The sequence below is a fragment of the Maribacter sp. R77961 genome (assembly GCF_044594925.1).
In the GTDB taxonomy this organism is placed as follows: domain Bacteria; phylum Bacteroidota; class Bacteroidia; order Flavobacteriales; family Flavobacteriaceae; genus Maribacter.
The window spans coordinates 2,432,368-2,453,250 of the sequence record NZ_CP138991.1; the positions used below are offsets into that span (position 1 = coordinate 2,432,368).

The window sequence follows — 20,883 nt, forward strand, 5'->3', positions numbered from 1 at the left end:
TGTACTGCCTTCAGACGCTCTGATTTCGCTTAAAAAAAATAGAAAAAAAACCTATTTTCAATCCAGTTCCCGGGATGGAGGTACTACCTACAGTAGTTGTATTTCCAAAGGATGTAAAAGAATTGATTTGTACACTTAGCGTAACTTACATTTGGCGTATCATAATACGAGACAGAGCAGGATGGTTTTCGTGGATAAAACCTTCATCTTGACACTTGATTTATATCGACAGTCCATCATGAATTTGAAGTTTTACACCCGTCACTTATTTATCCTCTTCGCTCTTGTGGCTATGGTCTCCTGCGAACCTATAAAAATTGAACCGCCACAAGGCCTATCGGTTTCGGAAAATTTCAATAACCCTATCGGTTTTTATGACGACACTCCTACTTTCTCCTGGAAATTACCGGTATCCGATGGTACAAAACAGCAGTCCGCCTATCAAATCATTGCAGCGACGGATGCAGAATTTTTACCGGATACCGCAGATTTATGGGATACTGGAAAACAGGATAGCGATGCATCCATCCACATCCCGTACAAGGGAAAAAAATTGGAATCCCGTAACAAAGTGTACTGGCAAGTCCGGTTTTGGGACCAGAACGACCAAGTTTCCGAATGGAGTATGTCATCAAATTTTGAGCTGGGGCTATTAAATAATAGTGACTGGAAAGCCAAATGGACAGGATTGGACACGGCAAAGGATAGCATTAAAGGAGTACGTGATTTTTTGATGCATAGACCACAGTACTTGCGTAAAGTGTTTGACCTGCCCTCAGAAATTACCTCCGCAAGATTATACATTACTGCAAAAGGAGTGTTTGACGTACATTTAAATGGAAAAGATGTAAGTGATGACGTCATGACTCCGGGGTGGACGCCATATAATCATCGTATAGAAACATTGACTTATGATGCTACGGAACTTTTGAAAGCTGGTAAAAATTTTGTAGCGGTTGAGTTGGCTTCTGGGTGGCATTCAGGAAGAATTAGTAGAGGTAGTGCATTGTATGAAAATTTTGCTTCACCAAAAATTCTATGTCAGTTAGAAGTTGTCATGAAGGATGGTTCAAAACAAACCATTGTTTCTGACGAATCTTGGAGAGGAACAACCAACGGACCAATACGTTTAGCAAGTGTTTACGATGGCGAAGTATATGATGCAAATTATCAGATACCAAATTGGAACATTGTTACTTTTGACGACTCTAACTGGAAATCGGTTGAAGTTGAGGCAATTGCTAAGGATGTTAAATTAGCTCCAAAAAGACATCTCACCGTAAAAAATCAAATCGTTTTAAAAGATGTAGAAATTGTTTCAGTTAAAGAAAATACATCGGTTTTTAATATGAAGCAAAATATGGTAGGTGTGCCAAGAGTAAAAGTACCGATGAAGAAAGGCGATACCTTAAAAATACGTTTTTCTGAAATGTTGTTGAAAGACAATACCTTTTATACTAAAAATTATCGTTCTGCAAAGTCAACCGATTATTTCGTAGCAGCTAAAGATGGTGTTGTAGAATATGTTCCAAAATTTACGTTTCACGGATTTCAATTTTTAGAATTAAGTGGTTACGATAAAAATGCGAAACCAGACGCTTCTTGGGTGCAAGGTATAGTACAACATTCAGATTTTGAGAAAAACGGAACGTTTACATCATCTCACGATAAGTTGAATCAATTACAAAGTAATATTACTTGGGGGTTACGAGACAACTTTTTTGATGTGCCTACAGACTGTCCGCAACGTGACGAACGCTTGGGTTGGACAGGAGATGCACAAGTAATTGCACCAACAGCATTGTTCAATTATAGTACTCACGCTTTTTGGACGGCTTGGTTGCAAAGTATGCGGGAAACCCAAAGCGAACATGCGGACGGACTCGTACCCTTCATCATTCCCGATGTGCTACAAAATAACAAGGCCAGTTCCGGTTGGGGCGATGCGGCGGTAATTATTCCTTGGGATATTTACAACTATACGGGCGATATCCAAGTCTTGGAAGAAAATTATGACATGGTTAAAAAGTGGGTCGCCTTCCATGAAACCCAGGCCAAGGATTTCATCTCTAACATGAACACCTTCGGGGATTGGCTACAACCTTATACGGCAGCGAACAACAGACGGGGAGACACACCAAAAAAACTTATCAATACTGCCTTTTTTGCGCATGCTGCTCACCTAACCGCCAAGATTGCAGCGGTGTTGAACAAGCCAACCGATGCCAAAAAATACAACGATCTTTTTACCAATGTAGCCAAGGCATTTGAAACCGAATTTTTTGATGCGGACGGCCGCATCAAAGACGGAAAGGGAACCCAAACGGGATATCTTTTAGCCCTTGGGTTTGATTTGCTGAAAGCCGAAACCAAGAAAAAAGCCGAACAAGAATTACGTATGGAAATCGAAAAAGCGGATTTTCATTTGCGTACGGGATTCTTGGGCACGCCCCTACTCCCTAAAGTATTGGATGCTATGGGAGAAACAGATTTGATGTACCGCATTTTGTTCAAGGAAACCTATCCGTCCTGGTTCTATTCCATCAATCAGGGAGCAACGACGATGTGGGAACGCTGGAACAGCTATAGTGCTACCGAGGGCTACAATCCACAAAGTATGAACAGCCTAAACCATTACGCCTACGGTGCCATTGGCCAATGGATGTACGAGCGCATCGCGGGCATCGCACCATTGGAACCAGGTTATAAAAAAATACGAATCGCACCACAACCCTGGGCACCCTTGGAATCCGCCTCGGCCAGTTTGGAAACGCCCTACGGAGCGGTAGCATCGGTATGGAATTTACAGAACAATACCTTAGAACTGAACACAACCATTCCGCCGAATACAACCGCACAAATTCTAATTCCGGGAAAGGTATCGGAGGATTTACTTCTTAACGGAAAAATCATAACGAACAATACCAATATTCAAATTATAAAGACCTCAACGGACTTCTTTGAACTATTGGTACAACCGGGAACCTATTCCTTTCAAACTAAAATTAATCGATAATGTTAAAAGCAACTGTCAATACTTTTTTATGCATTCTTGTCCTTATTACAAGTAGCTCATGTGACCAAAAACCGGACTTCCAACCTATAGAACTAAGTATTTCCGAGGGTTTTGAAAATCCGATAGGGTTCTACGATGCCACACCCACATTTTCGTGGAAACTGCCAACAAAAAAGGGTTCAACCTCACAAAATGCGTACAGAATCGTTGTTGCCAGCAGTGCGGATTTATTACCGGATAATGCAGATTTATGGGATTCCAACAAACAGGAAACCGACCAGTCTGTTTGGGTTACTTATGAAGGAGAGCCACTCCAATCCAGACAAAAGGTCTACTGGCAGGTGCAGTATTGGAATCAGGACAACGAACCATCTGCATGGAGTAGCACCAATTATTTTGAAATGGGGCTCTTGGAAAATAAAGACTGGCAGGCCAAATGGACAGGATTGGATACTGCTAAAGATAGTATAAGGGGAAGAGGTAAGACGCTCATTCATAAACCACAATATTTAAGAAAAGAATTTGATCTGAACAACGAAGTCGTTTCGGCAAAACTGTACCTGACCGCGAAGGGTGTTTTTGATGTTTTTATCAATGGTGAAGATGTGAGCGATGACGCCATGTCCCCCGGTTTTACCTCCTACGACAAACGTATTGAAACCTTGACCTATGACGTTACGGATTTAGTCGCAACCGGTGATAATGCCATTGGTGTGGAACTAGCCTCCGGTTGGTACTCCGGTAGATTGCTCTGGGGAAACACCCCTTGGGACAATACGGTTTCACCAAAAATACTTTGTCAATTAGAAGTAACTCTTCAAGATGGTTCCAAGAAAATTATCATTTCCGATGATAGCTGGAAGGGAACTACCACCGGGGCCCTTACATTTTCAGAAATCTATGATGGCGAAATCTATGATGCCAACTTGGAAATTCCTAATTGGGCAAGCGCAGGATTTGATGATAAAAACTGGCAGCAGGTTGAAGTGGCAAGTTTGGATAATAACGTACAGCTTGAACCAAAAAGACATACGACCGTTAAAGGAAAAATAGAACTCGTACCACAAAGCATTACCAAAAAGGATGATGCCGTAATATATGATTTAGAACAGAATATGGTTGGTATTCCCTTGGTAAACGTTCCTATGAAAAAAGGCGACACCCTTAAAATAAGGTTTGCAGAAATGCTTTCTCCAGATGGGACCTTCTACACAAAAAATTACCGAAGTGCACATTCTACGGATTATTTTATTGCCGCAAAGGATGGCAACATAACCTACAAGCCAAAATTCACCTTCCACGGGTTTAGGTATGTAGAATTGAGCGGATTTGACCCCTCACAAGAACCCGCAAAAGATTGGGTAACCGGAATAGTACAGTATTCCGATTTTGAGGAAAACGGCACCTTTACCTCCTCCCACGATAAATTAAACCAGCTACAGAGCAACATCGTTTGGGGTTTGCGCGGTAACTTTTTGGATATCCCAACGGATTGCCCACAACGTGACGAACGTTTGGGCTGGACGGGAGATGCCCAAGTATTTGGTCCTACCTCCATGTTCAATGCCGATGTGTATAAATTTTGGGCCAGTTGGTTGCAAAGCGTACGGGAGGCACAATTGGAAAACGGAGCCATTCCCTGGACCGTTCCCGATGCCCGTGGCAATAAAATAGCAAGTTCCGGCTGGGGCGATGTATGCACCATAATCCCTTGGAAAATTTATGTAAGAACAGGAGATAAAGGTTTCTTGGCGGACAATTTTGAAATGATGGAACGTTGGGTAGCACACCATGAACAGATGTCCAAGGACTATATTTCTGATATGATGTCCTTCTCGGACTGGTTACAGCCCTTTCCTGAAAACGAGAATAACAGAGGCGATACCTCTAGAAATTTAATCGGTACTGCCTTTTTCGCCCATTCGGCCAAGTTAACGGCACAGGCTGCGGAGGTACTGGGCAAAAAAGAAGAACAAGCCAAATATGAAAGCCTGTTCCAAACGGTTGCCAAGGCGTTTGATGCCACCTATTTTGATGAAACCGGAACAGTAAAAGGAGTGACAGAAACCCAGACTTCTTATTTACTGGCATTGGCATTTGATTTATTACCCGAAAACAAACATAAAACGGCCCAAACCAATCTGTTGAGAAAGCTAAAAGATGCGGATAATCATTTACGCACCGGATTTTTGGGAACTCCCTTACTATCCCAAGTTTTGGATGATATGGGAGAAATAGACTTAATGTACGAACTGCTGTTCAAGGAAAGTTATCCGTCATGGTTTTACTCCATCAACCAAGGTGCTACTACCATTTGGGAGCGCTGGAACAGTTACAGTAAAACAGAAGGGTACAATCCTAAGAGCATGAATAGCTTAAACCATTATGCATACGGTGCCATTGGCGAATGGATGTACGAGCGGGTCGCGGGCATTGCACCGTTGGCACCAGGCTACAAAGAGATTGAAATAGCACCGCAACTTGGACAACCCTTAACATCGGCATCGGCAACTTTAAATACACCTTATGGAAACGTTGTTTCTTCCTGGACTATAGAAAAGGAAATATTTACTCTTCAGACCACCATTCCGCCAAATACGACGGCATTGGTCATTGTGCCAGGAAATATAGAAAAGGAACTCTTCATAAATGGTGGCGCATTGAAAGATAACAACAACGTAAAACTATCCAAGACAAACAGCAACTCTTTTGAGATACTAGTACCACCTGGAACCTATACGTTTACATCAAACAAATAGGAAACATCAACCCCAAACCTAACTCAGGTTTAATTTGTTCAGTACTGGCGGATGAGAAGTTATTTTTAAATAATTAGATAAAAAGATGTTCAAAAGATTTCGTAGTTTTTGTAAGATACCGGTATACACGCTTTTCATTTGTTTCGTCCTTAGCTCATGCAATAGGTCAACTCAAGGATTACCCCTAACACTAACTACGGATTTCAAAAATCCACCAAATGAATATAAACCCATGCCCTTTTGGCACATCAATGGGGAGTTGACCACGGAAGGCATCCGCCAACAAATGAAAGATGCCAAAGAGCTCGGGGGCTTTTCCGGAATAAGCGTGTTACCCCTTGCCCCTAAAAAAAATGATAGGCCCGGAACTACACCAGAATTTCTTTCTGCGGAATATCTAAACCGTTTTCAAGATGTATTGGACACGGCCGAGGAATTGGATATGGAAGTCATTTTATACGATGACAATGATTTTCCAAGTGGGATGGCAGGCGGAAAATTAGGGGAACTGTTTCCAGAGCATACCATGAAACGATTGGATAAGGTGGAAAAAACCATCACAGGTCCGGCCAATTTAAGTGAACGGGTGCCAGCGGGACAATTACTTTCAGCGGTCGCCATGAATGCAGAAACCCTAGAGCGTATTGAACTGGGTCTGTTTATTGATAACGGAGTCACGCAATGGAAAGTTCCCGAAGGGAATTGGAAGATTATGTACTTCCTTATGGTAAAAGATAGTTACCACAAAGCATATCCCGTAGTTGATTATTTAGATACCGTGGCAGTGCGTAAAATGATGGAACTGACCTATGACGTGCATAAAGAAAACTTTGGTTCCTATTTTGGCAATACCATCAAAACCACCTTTTTTGATGATGTCGGTTTTTGGAAACACCCACGGACTTGGACGGGTAAATTCAATGAAAAATTTAAGGAATTACATGGTTACGACCCCAAGCCTTGGTATCCTGCGCTTTGGCACAACATTGGACCCGAAACAGAATCGGTACGCCATGCGTTTTTTAATACGAGGGCAGAATTGCTGGCAGAAGGTTTTCCAAAGTTAATCGGTGAATGGGCAAAAGCGAATGGCTTAAAAGACACCGGGCACCCACCTGGTAATTATGACCCCACGCCCATTGATATGAACGGGGATATTTTTAAATTCTTCCGGCATACCGCCATGCCCTTAACGGACGCTATTATCGAATATCAATTTGGGCAAAACGGACATAAACTCATCAGTTCTGCAGCTGATTATTACGATAAACCTGTCGTCTCTACTGAAATCTATGGGGCGTACAAGGAAAAAACCTTCGACTCGCTAATGCTCTACAGATCGGTAATGGATATTTTTTCCCGTGGGGTCAATTTTGTGGTGCCGCATGGCTTGTGGTATAATCCTGAGCAGGTCTATATTTCACCGCTCGTTTCTCCCTATAGTGAAAAAATGGCTCCTGCCTTGCCCGCTTATTCCGAATTTGTCGGCAGGTCGTGTATGCTGTTGCAAGGCGGGAAACGTGTATCCGAAGTAGGTGTTTTTTATCCGTTTGAAGAACTCGCAGGATGGTACCGTTTTGAAGACCCCGATAATCCAAGACAGGGATTTTTTGTTTCTCCGGAAACCAATTATCAAGAAATTAGTGGATTGTTGACCAACGATATTAGACAAGATTTTACGTTTATCCACCCCGAGTATTTTCTGGATGACAAATACGAAATTGACCAAGGGTCCGTACGCCTGAATAATTTGGAAAATGCGCAAAACTATAAGGCATTGATTTTGACAGGATGCAAAGTGATTTCATTAAAAACCTTGCAAAAAATAAAGGAATATTACGACAAGGGTGGTTTGGTGATTTCAACGGGACAGTTACCGTTTAAATCTTCAAAGTTGGGTCAAGATGAAAAAGTGCAAACCTTGGTCAAAGAAATATTCGGTATTGACCCAAAAGCTCCATTGACATCGAAAACCAAGAATAACGATAATCCTTCTAAGGGAATGGCCATTCATATTCCCCATCCAAATGAACAAAATATATCCGATGCGATTAATACAAGACTAGCTCCCGATGTTCAATTTTCACCTAATCCAATATTGGCTACGGATTTTGGAAAATTCAATTACATCCATAAAATAAAAGACGGTAGGCACATCTATTTCTTTTCCAATTCCAGCGACGGACCCATTACCACGGAGGTAAGCCTAAAAGGAAACTTTGAGCTGTACGAGGCCAATCCCCACACGGGTCAAATTACCACATTGACAGGAGTAAAACATACAAAAACAGAAAATCAAGAATTCACCAAAGCCAGCCTGACCCTAGCCCCGGTAAGTGCCACTTTTTGGATATCAAACTAAAATTTAATATGAAAACAAACACGGGTACTTTAATGTTAACAGTAGTCTTTTTGGCTCTTTTCAGTTGTAAACAAGCAGAAAAAAAGACACCCAAAGAAATAGTCAAAAAACCAAATATCGTTTACATTTTAACCGACCAATGGCGAGGTGACGCCTTAGGGTATGCGGGCGACCCCAATGTAAAAACGCCACATTTGGACGCATTTGCCAAGGAATCCGTCAATTTTACCAACGCCATATCGGTAACACCGGTATGTACACCGCATAGGGCGGCATTATTGACTGGAAAATTCCCGACCACGACCGGTATGTTTTTAAACGACCTTCATTTTCCGGCTGAAGAATTAACTATGGCCGAAATTTTTAAAGAGGTCGGTTATACTACCGGTTTCTTAGGAAAATGGCATTTGGACGGTCACGGTCGTTCTACCTACATTCCCGAAGAAAGAAGGCAGGGTTTTGAATACTGGAAGGGACTGGAATGTTCACATAACTACACCAAAATGCCCTACTACGACAATAACGATACCATATTGAAACACTGGCCGGAATATTCGCCTTTTGCCATCACGAAAGATGCCAACCAATACATAACAAATCATGCGAACGGTGACCAGCCCTTTTTACTCTTGATGTCCATAGCTACCCCACATTATCCGCATGGCAGTGCTCCAAAAAAATATAAGGATATGTATCCACCTGAGGAGCTTATACTCCCGCCTAATATTTCGGAGGAGTTCAACGAAAGGGCCCGTAAAGAGTTACAAGGTTATTATGCACATGCCACGGCCACCGATGAAGCCATTGGTAAAGTCATCAATAAATTAAAAGAGTTAAACCTCTTTGAAAATACCATTGTGGTATTTTCCGCCGACCATGGCGAAATGATGGGCGCACATGGCGTAAAACCCTTTACAAAACAGTTAGCTTGGGACGAATCCCTAAGGGTACCTTTTCTCATCAAGTATCCCGGTATTGGTGAAAATAAGGGAGCAATCGTTAATGCCCCTATAAACACCCCGGATATTTTGCCGTCACTTTTAGGATTAACACAAACTGAAATTCCCACGGAAATAGAAGGTGAAAACCTAACCGATTTAATCAAAAATCCAGATCCGGATACCGACAGGGCTGTACTTGCTATGAATGTGGCCCCTTTCGGTGCCAATTTCAAAGACGCGGGGTATAGAGCTATAAAGACCAAACAATTCACCTACGTTAAGACTACGGCAGGCCCCAGTAATTTATATGATAATATAGACGACCCGTACCAAATGAACAATTTGTTGAATCTGGAAGAACACGCTGATGTTCAGAAAGAGCTGGATCGTAAACTGCTTAGTGCTTTACAAGAAATAGAGGATGAATTTGGTGACCGAAATTATTACCTCAACAAATGGAACTACACTTTAGATGAAAACAGAAGGGCCATAGATTGGTGGAGTTTTGATGAGGGTAATGGTATGGTACAATCGCCGAAATCAGAAACGTACTAGAAATCGTTCAATTTAACTATAGCCAAGACATTAAAAAAAACAAACTATTCTTTCAGCGTAACCACATAATAAGGGGTAGGGTGTTTTTCATGAAACAAACCTGGGTGCATAGTTGTATGCCCCTTATCTGTGATGGAAGTGAAATAGATAAGTAAATCATATTCAGGGTCAAGTTGGGCCGTGGGTATGTTGATGGTATAATTGGTATTGTCCCACTTCATGGGCAACTCCTCGAATTTACCACTGGTCATATTGGCAATTCTATAGTGAACTTTTGGTGTTTGACCAGTTGGTAGTTGTTTTCCTGTGAACAAAGTGACTTTTAATGGTTCTTTTGTAGTGGCCTTTTTTGGTACCATAGCCGTAAAATTATCTTCGAGAGGATTGTCCATCGGTATCAACCCATCGCTCTGACTTAAAGCCACAATATTTTTAGAATCGCCAACTAATTCCTTTAGTCTATCGATATCTTTTTCAATTTCTACGAGCCTGTCTTTCCATGTACCATTATCATTTAAAAATAGCGGTCTTTGAAAATAGACCTGATCTGTAAACGCGATAATATCCTTCCAATTTTCCCGTGCCTTCTCCATCTTTTCAAGCTTGATGGCAAATAGCCTTTTTTCTTCGTTTCTAGATAGAACATAAAATCGGTCGCCGCCAAGGTCTTGTAGGAATGATACGCGGAGAGGGCAGCAATTATCTTTAAGTCCAACTGATTGGAAATAAAGGCTGTTTTTTGGGATTTCGGGATTTCTTCCTGTTCAACTTTGGCCAAGGCCGCTAAGGTTTCATTGGATAGATTTTCGTAAATTTTTGCTAGTTGAACAGGGGTTATTTTTGGTTTTACAGTTCCTTTTAACACGTCTTTTACATAATCTTGTATACCATAGAACAGCCCTGGATCACCCGGTTCTGCAGATTGATAGGCACGTTCTTTATCCTTATGGAAAGCACTTGCATTATTTGAGACAAAGAGTGCCCCACCACTTTCGATTTCCGCCCAGTTGTAGTTTGCCGGATGATACGTGAGATGGGAAGATGTGATTAAGGGCAATACTTTTCCTGCAGCGCTATAAGCATCCAAAACAGCTTGGTAGGATTTGCCGTAATGCTGTCTAAATGTTCTTTTCCAAACTTCCGGATTGGTTTTTTTTGAATATCCCAATCTCCCGAAAAGCAAATGCCAAGCCCAATACCGCTGGTCTTCCCAATCATAGTAAACCAAGAAATCATTGGTAAAAAGATTCCAAGTATTTGTTTTTCTAGCCATGGGCGGTGTTACCTGAAAACCCTTGCTACCCCCAAATGTAGTAGTATGTGAAAAACGTTTAACATAATCGGGATCGGCCCAGGTGAACATGCGAATGGTGCCAATGCCCCACAATCTATTGATATAATCGAAATCGCGCGATTTATTTAAAAAATCGGCATAGCCATAGCGCTGTCGCTTGTCGATGTTGTCCAACATGGCCAACTCGGTTTTTCGCATTTCCGTAGGGTGAAACGGAAGCCCTACACCTTCCCAAGTGTATTTGCTGGTGACATGTAAATTGATACCTGTTTGCAAGGCCCATTCCCGAATATTTTGGGTTAAGCCTTTCGCTCGTATATCTAAAAATAGCCGCCCGTTACGTGCTTTATAGCCATCTCCTATACCCGTGATAATATCTTTCCAAAATTTATCCGCGGTAGCACCAAAACCGCCTACGCCAGATTCGTAATTGACACGAAGTTGTATACCATCAATCTCAGGCGCTTGTTCTAGTAATTCCCGCATACCATCCGAACAGTATTTTGTGTAGAATTCTGGGTCTTCGGGCAACCCCATGACCAAGGTGTCGTTTCTGCCATGACTCCAAATTCCTAGTACAAACTCAAGTTCATAATTATGACTTATTTGTCCTATTCGCCTTAGTTGGGTCAAATATTCTTGACGTGTTTTCTTAATGTCACTTTTCAGCTTTACGCCATCAAATCCGGGTACCTTAACAAAAAACGGGTAAAGGGGCATCATAAAATCTTTCTCACTACCATTGTTATATCCCGTTATAAGTGTAAGCCTGTTAAAACGATTCTGGGCCAATTGTTGAATGTAATACTGCCAATACGCCTCGGAAAAAAACCAGGCATCATCATTTTTATCCTTTATAAATCTATCCAAACCCCGAATTGGATTATCCGGGAACTCTACGGTATTTTCTATCCGGGTCAAAACGCTAAGACCTTTGTCCTTGATCTGTTGCGACAGTTCGTTAAGTGCATACATGAGACCTACGGAATCGGTTCCGCCCACTACCAAGGCCGTGTTACTTTTTGTTGTTACCCACTGATAAAATACACCTTCAGGCCTGTTGGAAAGGATATCGGGATTATCCGAAACCAATCTTTTGACCACATTATTTTCCAAGGTGCCAATAATCAGATACATTTGCCGTTGGGTTTGCGTATGGTGATGAATATTTTCAATTTGTCCCCCCGCAGCTTGAATGGCCGTATACAATTCGCGCTTACCGAATGCTACCGGATGTTCATCATCATCTGATATTCCCGTACGGTCCACTACGGTTACCATAGTATCTAATATCAGTTGGTCTTTTATTATATTTTGCCCTTTTGCCGATTGTGATAAAATCAGAAAAAAATAGAGTAGCCAACCGATGTAATTAGTATTTCTCACTTAAATAAATGTTAGGTTAGTTGCCATGTTGCGCTATCATCATCGCTTTCCTAATAGCGATAAAGATTCGAATGTGATACAAAATCACGTTATACTAAGAAAGATAGCATGCCCGTACTGCGAGTCCGTCCTGTTCCATCCTGTTTTTTGGTGTTACTTAAACAAATAATCGTTGCCAGTACCATCGCTAGGGACCTGTGTATTCTCAAATTCCTAAGTAGAAAGGATTATTCGCGATATAAAAGGAACTCCAACATATAGCATCCATATGAAGACGGAGATATATCTTTTCCCTTTTAACCTTATGGTACAGGATGCCATCATTTTTCTAAAAAAGTATCTTGGGTTTACGACTTTATAGACCATGCGAAACCTCATTATTTACTGGGCATTAGCCTTATTATTGCTTTTTTCCTGCCAATCAGAATCGAAACCATCTGATTTGGAAACTGGTTTCCAAAACCCGCCAAATGAGGCCAAAGCACGAACTTGGTGGCATTGGCTAAGTGGTAATGTCTCCAAATCTGGAATCACAAAAGACTTGGAAGCGATGAAGTCCGTGGGAATTCAAGAAGCACAGTTATTCAATGTGCATTTGGGTTTTCCGCAGGGTCCCGTAAAATATTTAAGTGAGGAATGGCTGAATTTGTTCAAGTTCGCAGCCCAAGAGGCAAAGCGGTTAAATTTGGAGTTGGCATTTCACAACGGTCCGGGTTGGTCGTCTAGCGGCGGACCTTGGGTAACAGAAGCCCATGCCATGCAAACCGTCGTTTTTAGTGAACTTGAAGTGAAAGGCGGACAACCAATTAACGCTGTCCTACCAAAACCTGAAACGAAATTTGAATACTACAGGGACATAGCCGTATTGGCATTTCCAAAACCAAAAGCGGACATCAAGATTGATAATCTGGATTATAAAAACCTCTCGGAACGCATCCGAAATCATTTAGTACCGGATACGAAAAGTATTTCAAAAGACGCTGTTGTTTCTAAAGACGCGATTATTGATATTACCTCCAAGCTCTCGGAAGATGGAATGTTGGAATGGAAAGCACCGCAGGGCGAGTGGATTATCCTAAGAATGGGACACACCCCAATAGGTACCACGAACCGACCAGCTCCTTTGGAAGCCAAGGGCCTAGAGGTTGATAAAATGAGCAAAACAGCAGTTGATGCCTATTGGAAAGGTGGGGTACAGCCCATTATTGATACATTGGGAGATTTGGTCGGTACCACGGTAAACAATTGTTTAATTGATAGTTACGAAGTAGAAACCACCAATTGGACGGTGGGTTTCGATACGGAATTTGAAAAATTAAGGGGGTACGACCTAACAGCCTATTTGCCAACTTTGGCGGGCTATTATATAGATGGCGGCGAAATTTCCGAACGCTTTCTATGGGATTTTAGAAGAACTATCGGCGATTTGATTGCCGAAAACTACTACGCCCATTTTCGTGAGCTGTGCCATGAAAACGGAATGAAATTATCCGTGGAACCGTATTGGGGACCTTTTGACAATATGCAGGTTGGTGCCGCCGGCGATATCGTCATGTGTGAGTTCTGGAGCGGTGGCTACCCATTCTTTGATTCCCCGAAATTCGTTTCCTCCATAGCCCATTTAAATGGCAGTTCCATAGTCGGTGCGGAGTCTTTTACCGGAGTTGGTGGTTGGAACGAGCATCCTGCCCAATTGAAATCCATCGGTGACAGGGCTTGGGCAGAAGGCATTACCCGTTTTATTTTTCATACCTACGTGCACCAGCCTTGGGATGTGGCCCCGGGATTAGCTCTGAGTTATCACGGTACGGATTTTAACCGTTTGAATACCTGGTGGCAACAAAGCAGTGTTTATATGGATTACATTGCACGTTCGCAGTTTTTATTGCAACAAGGCAAAAGCGTGGCAGACGTATTGGTGTTTACAGGAGAATCTTCTCCTAACACAGCTTTTTTAAAGCCTGAAATCAAGAATTTGGGCTATGATTACGATTTGATAGGGGCAAACAAACTGCAAGAACTATTCGTAGAAAATGGAGAAATCTACACTTCAAAAAGCGGTCCGTATAAAGTGCTACAATTAACCGCCTCCGAATGGATGAAGCCGGAAACCATTAAAAAAGTAAATCAATTGATAGCTGATGGGGCAAAGGTCATTGGGGCGAAACCGAAGAAGTCCCCCAGCCTTGAAAATCACTCCAATGCCGATGCCGAAATACAAGTCTTGGCAAAAACCTTGTGGGATTCAGAAGCAGTAAAAGATACCTCTATCGAAAACTACTTAACACAAAGTGAGGTACCTGCGGATTTTAAAGTGGAACGTGGTGATGGGTCCGATATCAATTTCATCCATAGAAAAACCGAGGAAGCCGATATCTATTTTATCGCCAATGCAAGGAAAGAAAGTCGGGAAATTACCAGCAGGTTTCGGGTTTCGGGCAAACAACCGGAATTATGGAATGCCGAAACTGGAGAGACCAAAGACCTAGTAGTGTTTACCGAAAATACCGATGGTACTACAACCGTTCCTATTTCCTTGGGTATGGAAGCCTCCGTATTTGTGGTTTTCAGAAATTCAATTACCAAGCCACATCTGGTTGAAACCTCGATAAAAGTACAACGACCGGATTTAGAGCCGCTTTCCAATTTGGAGGTGATTAAAGCGGAGTATGGGACATTTTTACAGGAAGGTCTAATCGATATTACAGATAAGGTTTCCGTTGCGGTAACGAATGGAAAGCTTGATTTTAAGATGACTCGAGCGTTCTGCGATTGTGACCCGGCCATGGGGTATAAGAAAGAATTCCGAATGGAATATCAACTCGGTGAAAAAATCCATCAACTGGTTGCGGAAGAAAGAGAGCATATACACTTTGAATCGGGCCAGGAGCCACTAAGAATATTAAAGGCTGTCTTTGGTAAGTTCAAGGCAGAGACCAAAGGAGTACCGGCCAATTACAAAATCCACGACATTACCGCTAAAATACAGGATATGGTAGCAGCGGGTAATCTCGATATTCCCATACAAGATGAATTGATAGGCGCAAAAGACCTCGAAGGCAATAAGACCGCCTTAAAAATAACCTATAACACTGATGGGGAGGAATATACACGCAGCATCCCCGAAGGTGGAATACTTAAACTGTCAAAAGACCTTCCAAAACCCGAACTGCTATTTAAAAATGGGGCAATACAATGGGCAACGCCTTATCCCGGTGTCCTAACCTATGCGACTGCGGACGGAAAAAGCAAAGCGGTCGAAGTAAAATCTACCCCCGAACCCATTGAGCTCTATGGTGCATGGGAAGTGGAATTCCCTGAGAAAAAAGCCACTTTTGACACACTTATTTCTTGGTCTACCTCCACTAACGACGAAATTCGGCACTTTTCGGGTACGGCCAGCTATAAAAAACAGTTTACGGTTTCAAAGGATGTAATCGGGACTGAAAATAGTTTGTTACTGGATTTGGGCAGCGTACACAAAATTGCCGAAGTGTTTGTCAATGGTCAACAAGTGGGCGTCTTATGGAAACCACCGTTTCGACTTCCTATCGACAACCTAGTCAAAGCAGGGCAAAATACCCTTGAAATAAAGGTGACCAATCTGTGGCCCAATCGATTGATCGGTGACGAAAATTTACCATTGGACTATGAACGTAAAGGAGATCAAATAAAAGAATGGCCTGCTTGGCTAACGGAAGGGAAAGACCGCCCAACGGAACGCAGCACATTTACTTCTTGGAACCATTGGAAAGCCGATGATGCCTTGCTGACATCTGGTCTTTTGGGTCCGGTTAAAATAATTGTTTTGGAATTAAAAAATATCGATGATGAGTAAAGAAAAAGCAATGTTATTACTATTCATTTCGGTATTGCTGTTCGCATGTAATTCGAGTAAAAAAAACGTGCCAACAACAGAAAATAATGTGCCGGAGGTCGACTTTTTTGCGGATAACGGCTTTGGCAATGCAGTTGCCGTGGTACAACACCCTGCCGGTATTTACCATGAAGGTATCACTTACGTCTGCTACCAAGGTCCAAAAGAAGACCCCTACGTAGCCTCCTACAACCATAGAACCAAAGAATGGAAGGGACCGTTTAGGGCTGGCATAAGCGAAATGGGAAAAGATCCTAACCGTAAAAAGAGAATAGACAACCACGGCAAGCCCTCAATGCTGATTGATGACGCCGGCTATATACACATCACTTTTGGGGGTCATGGCGGCATGAAAAAACACGGGGAAAATACCTTGGGGAATCATCATTATGGTAAAAACCTGCACGCGGTTTCAAAAAAACCATTGGATATTACCAGTTGGGAAACCTTGGATAACATTTCACCCTTTGGCACCTATAATCAAATGATTAAAATGGATAACGGTGATATCTATTTATTCTATCGCCACGGGGCGCACCGTAGCAATTGGGTGTACCAAAAATCTACGGATAACGGACGCACTTTCGGCGAACCTATTTCATTCTTAAAACACAAACGCAGAACAGAGATAGAGGCCGAAGACTCTTGGTACCCTTGGTTGGGTAGAGGTCAAGGAGACGATATCATCGTAGCATTTGATTACCATATTTGTAGGGACAATAAGAACGCTCAAGACAAACGCGGGCATATACCCGAAAGACATCATGTGTATTACATGGTGTTTGACACCAAGCTTGGGAAATGGAAAAACGTAAAAAATGAACCCTTGCAAATACCGTTGACCAAAGAAATGGCAGATGAAAAGGCTTTAGTGGCAAATACAGGAACGGATTGGACTTTTCAAGGAGTTACCGAGGTAGACGCTAATGGAAATCCGCATATCGGCATTACCGTAGGACCTGATATTGGCGAAAAAAGAAGTGGTCCTAAACGCATGCGCTATTTAAAATGGGATGACACCGAATGGGTTTCAGTTCAAAATTCCGGTCTGCCAATTGGTAATGGAGATATCGAATTGACTTCCAAGAACGAGGTTCAGTTTTACATTGCCGCACAAAATTCGAAAGGAACCGGAGAAGTAGCACGATGGGATGGTGGTGTGAACGGTGAAACCTTTCAAAAAACCAAAATTCTATTAACAAAGCCCAACGCCAATTTTGCCATATCCACCGTCATTGAAAACCCGCATCCCGATGCGCGGTTGATCGTTGCAGAGCGCAAACGCGGTACAGATTACAGAAAAATGTATTTACTCGGGGACAACGGACCGGTAATGCGACTTAAAAATGAGGCATTGGTCTTAAAGGAAAAATAACGAGAAGAACTCAAATCAAGTTTGCATGCGGTCAGATGCTGTTTGAAAATTAAAAGAACCTAAATGAAACTATCTAAATTGTATTTTGTCGTAGTCGCGGCATTGATCTATAGCTGCACTACCCCTTCTGATGTTAGCGTCACGGATTTAAAATGCGAGTACCGCAGCAATCCCTTGGGAATCGATACAAAAGCACCACGGTTCAGTTGGAAACTGGTTCAAAATAAATTTGCAAGAGGTCAAAAACAAACGGCCTATCAAGTCATGGTGACAACCACTACGGAGGCACCCAATGATGAGGATGTTGTTTGGGATTCAGGAAAGGTTGTTTCCAATCAATCGGTCAATACGGTGTATGCCGGAACCCCTTTGAAATCCACCAAAACCTATTATTGGAAAGTAAAAATTTGGGATGTAGCAGGCAGTCCTTCCGATTGGAGCACACCGGCCAAATTCTCCATGGGACTTCTAGAACAAGACGATTGGATTGGCGAATGGATCTACAAAAAAGACCAAAATAAGAAAGACCACAACTGGTACCGAAAGAATTTCACCTTGGAAGAAAATCCAGAGTCCGCATTACTACATGTGGCCTCTTTTGGGTATCATGAGGTGTATGTGAACGGCCAAAAAGTAAGCGACGCGGTCATGAATCCTGTGCTTTCCTACAAGAAAAAAAGACTGCCCTACCTTACTTATGATATCAAGGACTTTTTAACCGAGGGCGACAATGTCATTGGTATTTGGCACGCCGCAGGTTGGGCACGTTGGGGTCGGATGAAAGAGTACTATGACCCGCCATTTGTTTTTAAAGCACAGGCCAGTATTACCGGGGATGCTACCAATTTAGAACTGGTAACGGACGATACCTGGAAATGTAAGAAAAGCTATAGCGCCTACATCGGTTCTTGGGATATTTTGGATTTTGGTGGGGAAATCATTGATGAACGTTTACGTGAAGACGATTGGAATACGGCCGAATACGATGATAACGATTGGACAAACGCTGCGGTTTTTGATAATGATGCCGCCGAAGAAATTGGCTTTACCGATATTAATTTAGGCCCCAAGGGAGCTATTCGCGCGCCCAGTACCGATGCCAATCCGCCTACCAGTAAAATCACGGCTACCCTCAGTGCCCAAATGGTAGAGCCACAAGTGAAATACAAAGAAATCACCCCTATTGGTGTTTCAAAAAACGAAAAGGGCAACTATCTCATCGATATGGGCGAAAACTACACGGGCTATTTTGAAATGGACCTCTTTAACGGCAAGGAAGGGGATACCATCACTTTTGACATTGCCGACCATAAAGAAGTAGTATCCTCTTGGGAGCAACGCAGTAAGTACGTTTTTGATGAAACCGGCACGGGTCATTTTACCAACCGTTTTAATCTCGCTGGAGGGCGATTTGTCACCGTTTATGGCATTGATTACGAACCCGATTTAAAAGATATCAAGGGTTATGTGATTACAAATGATAGAAAACAAATCAGCAGCTTTGAAAGCTCTAGTGAACTGCTGAACAATATTTATCAAATTAACCTCAACACCTATATCGCCAATACCATAGACGGTATTTTGGTAGATTGCCCCCATCGCGAACGTCGTGGCTGGGGCGAGGTGACGGTGGCGGCCATTTACGGTGATGCACTCCCCAATTTTGAGAGTGGTGCTTACATGTCGCAATACGCACAGTTTATGGAAGATGCGCAGGCCGATGACGGTAAAATGCGCGCCGTCATCAACGGAGATGATTTTGAATTTTTAATGTGGATGGCCAATAGCCCTATTACCATTTGGGAAACCTACCGCATGCTGGGCGATGAACGTTTACTCACCAACCATTACGACAGCATGAAAAAGTGGATGCATTGGTTGTACGAACATTCGGATTATGATACGGGAGGTACGCTAAAAATTGGCGAACGGGGTACCTTGGAATTCCCGGGATTGGGCGATTGGTGTACGCCTAGAGGCAATTTTTGGACCTCGAGCAATTCTCCGGAATCGGCCCATTTCAACAATACGGTCTATGCCTTTATGTTAGAAAATGCGCTGAACATCGCCAAAACGCTCAACAAAACTGAAGATGTAACACTGTTCTCAAAACGATTGGAAGTGCAACGGAAAGCAACGCATAAAAACCTTTACGACCCGGCGACCGGAAAATATGGCGAAGGTCATCAAGTCAACCAAGCTTTTGCGTTGCTTTCTGGAGTAACCCCAGAATCCGAAAAACAGAAAGTCTATGATAATCTGGTGGACCAAGTCCTCTATAAATTTCCGTACTACGATACGGGCAGTTCCGGTCAGGCCTTGTACACCCGTTATTTTACGGAGTACGGCGAACGAATGGATTTAATCTACGAGCTTTTACAAGACCAAAGGCATCCTAGCTACGGCTACTTTTTGGAGCAGGGCAAAACCGTATGGCCAGAACGTTGGTCCGCCATCGGAGGTAGTCAGATACACACTTGTTATACCGGTATTGGAGGGTATTTCATTAAAGGCTTTGGGGGCATTCGTCCTGACCCTGAACATCCAGGTATGCAAGAAATACTCATCAAACCCGCTACGGTAGGCGATCTTACCCATGCCAATACGGAATACCAGTCCATGTACGGTAAGGTGGTCGTAAACTGGAAAAAAGAAGGTAAAGGGGCAGAATTTCATATCGAGGTACCCATGAATACCACTGCTGAGGTCTACCTGCCTGCAATAGATAAAGATGGAATCAAAGAGAACGGTGTTTTGGCCGAATCCGCTAAAGGAATTCAACATATAGGAGAAGAGAAAAATGATGCCGTAGGCAATTATGTGCTATATAAGGTGACATCGGGCAGCTATGATTTCGTAGTTGATGAACTGCCAAAAACAAGCTATCCCGAACCTTTGAACACACCTGATAACTTATCCCTAATCGGTCGTATGAATGCCTCGTCAATGACCATACAATCAGAAAAACTGCCCGTTTTTGAGGCGTTCAGGGCCAATGATGAAGATCTTGCCACCAAATGGCAAGCAAGCACCAATACCAATGAATGGCTTGAGGTGGAATGGGTGAAACCACAAACCTTCAATACCGCAATTGTTCAAGAAGATAGCGGTCGTATTTTGAGCTATACGATTCAATATTTTGAAAATGGCACCTGGACGGATTTAGCTGAAGGCACTACATGCGGAGCAAATAAAGAACATCGATTTAAAACCGTCTCCACAACCAAATGCAGATTGTTCATCTTAAAAGCGAAGGATAAACCCGCCATTTCAGAGTTTAAAATTTTAAATAATTAACCCGTGATAAAATCAATCTTA

General features: G+C 42.5%; 9 protein-coding genes. 7 read left to right on the forward strand and 2 right to left on the reverse strand.

Annotation, left to right across the window (positions count from 1 at the left end):
* The first annotated feature begins 208 nt into the window (after positions 1–208).
* The 4 genes from SJY09_RS10635 (at position 209) to SJY09_RS10650 (ending at position 9,633) form a co-directional block, all read left to right on the forward strand.
* Positions 209–3,016, forward strand: a complete 2,808-nt coding sequence (locus SJY09_RS10635) for a family 78 glycoside hydrolase catalytic domain (RefSeq protein ID WP_396635697.1) — start codon at positions 209–211, stop codon at positions 3,014–3,016.
* Entirely contained in the window at positions 3,016–5,775 is a 2,760-nt protein-coding gene (locus SJY09_RS10640) for a glycoside hydrolase family 78 protein (RefSeq protein WP_396635698.1), read from the forward strand. The genes SJY09_RS10635 and SJY09_RS10640 overlap by 1 nt, the downstream gene beginning before the upstream one ends.
* Positions 5,776–5,860: 85 nt before the next feature.
* Positions 5,861–8,137: a glycosyl hydrolase gene (locus tag SJY09_RS10645; RefSeq protein WP_396635699.1), complete on the forward strand. Its 2,277-nt coding sequence runs from the start codon at positions 5,861–5,863 to the stop codon at positions 8,135–8,137.
* 8 nt (positions 8,138–8,145) lie between these two features.
* On the forward strand, positions 8,146–9,633 hold the full coding sequence (locus tag SJY09_RS10650) for a sulfatase (RefSeq protein ID WP_396635700.1): 1,488 nt from the start codon (positions 8,146–8,148) through the stop codon (positions 9,631–9,633).
* A 44-nt stretch (positions 9,634–9,677) separates the two neighbouring features.
* Here the strand turns inward: SJY09_RS10650 and SJY09_RS10655 are convergent, their stop codons facing one another.
* On the reverse strand, positions 9,678–10,226 hold the full coding sequence (locus tag SJY09_RS10655) for a hypothetical protein (RefSeq protein ID WP_396635701.1): 549 nt from the start codon (positions 10,224–10,226) through the stop codon (positions 9,678–9,680).
* Entirely contained in the window at positions 10,148–12,313 is a 2,166-nt protein-coding gene (locus SJY09_RS10660; protein WP_396635702.1) for a hypothetical protein, read from the reverse strand. Before SJY09_RS10660 ends, SJY09_RS10655 begins: the two co-directional genes overlap by 79 nt.
* Positions 12,314–12,677: 364 nt before the next feature.
* Between SJY09_RS10660 and SJY09_RS10665 the strand changes: the two genes are divergently transcribed.
* The 3 genes from SJY09_RS10665 (at position 12,678) to SJY09_RS10675 (ending at position 20,862) form a co-directional block, all read left to right on the forward strand.
* Positions 12,678–16,151, forward strand: coding sequence for a glycosyl hydrolase (locus tag SJY09_RS10665; protein ID WP_396635703.1), 3,474 nt, complete (start codon positions 12,678–12,680; stop codon positions 16,149–16,151).
* A complete protein-coding gene (locus tag SJY09_RS10670; protein WP_396635704.1) occupies positions 16,141–17,565 on the forward strand; it encodes a BNR-4 repeat-containing protein in 1,425 nt (474 codons plus the stop codon). The genes SJY09_RS10665 and SJY09_RS10670 overlap by 11 nt, the downstream gene beginning before the upstream one ends.
* 63 nt (positions 17,566–17,628) lie before the next feature.
* Complete coding sequence (locus SJY09_RS10675) at positions 17,629–20,862, forward strand: family 78 glycoside hydrolase catalytic domain (protein WP_396635705.1); 3,234 nt, start codon at positions 17,629–17,631, stop codon at positions 20,860–20,862.
* Positions 20,863–20,883 lie beyond the last annotated feature (21 nt).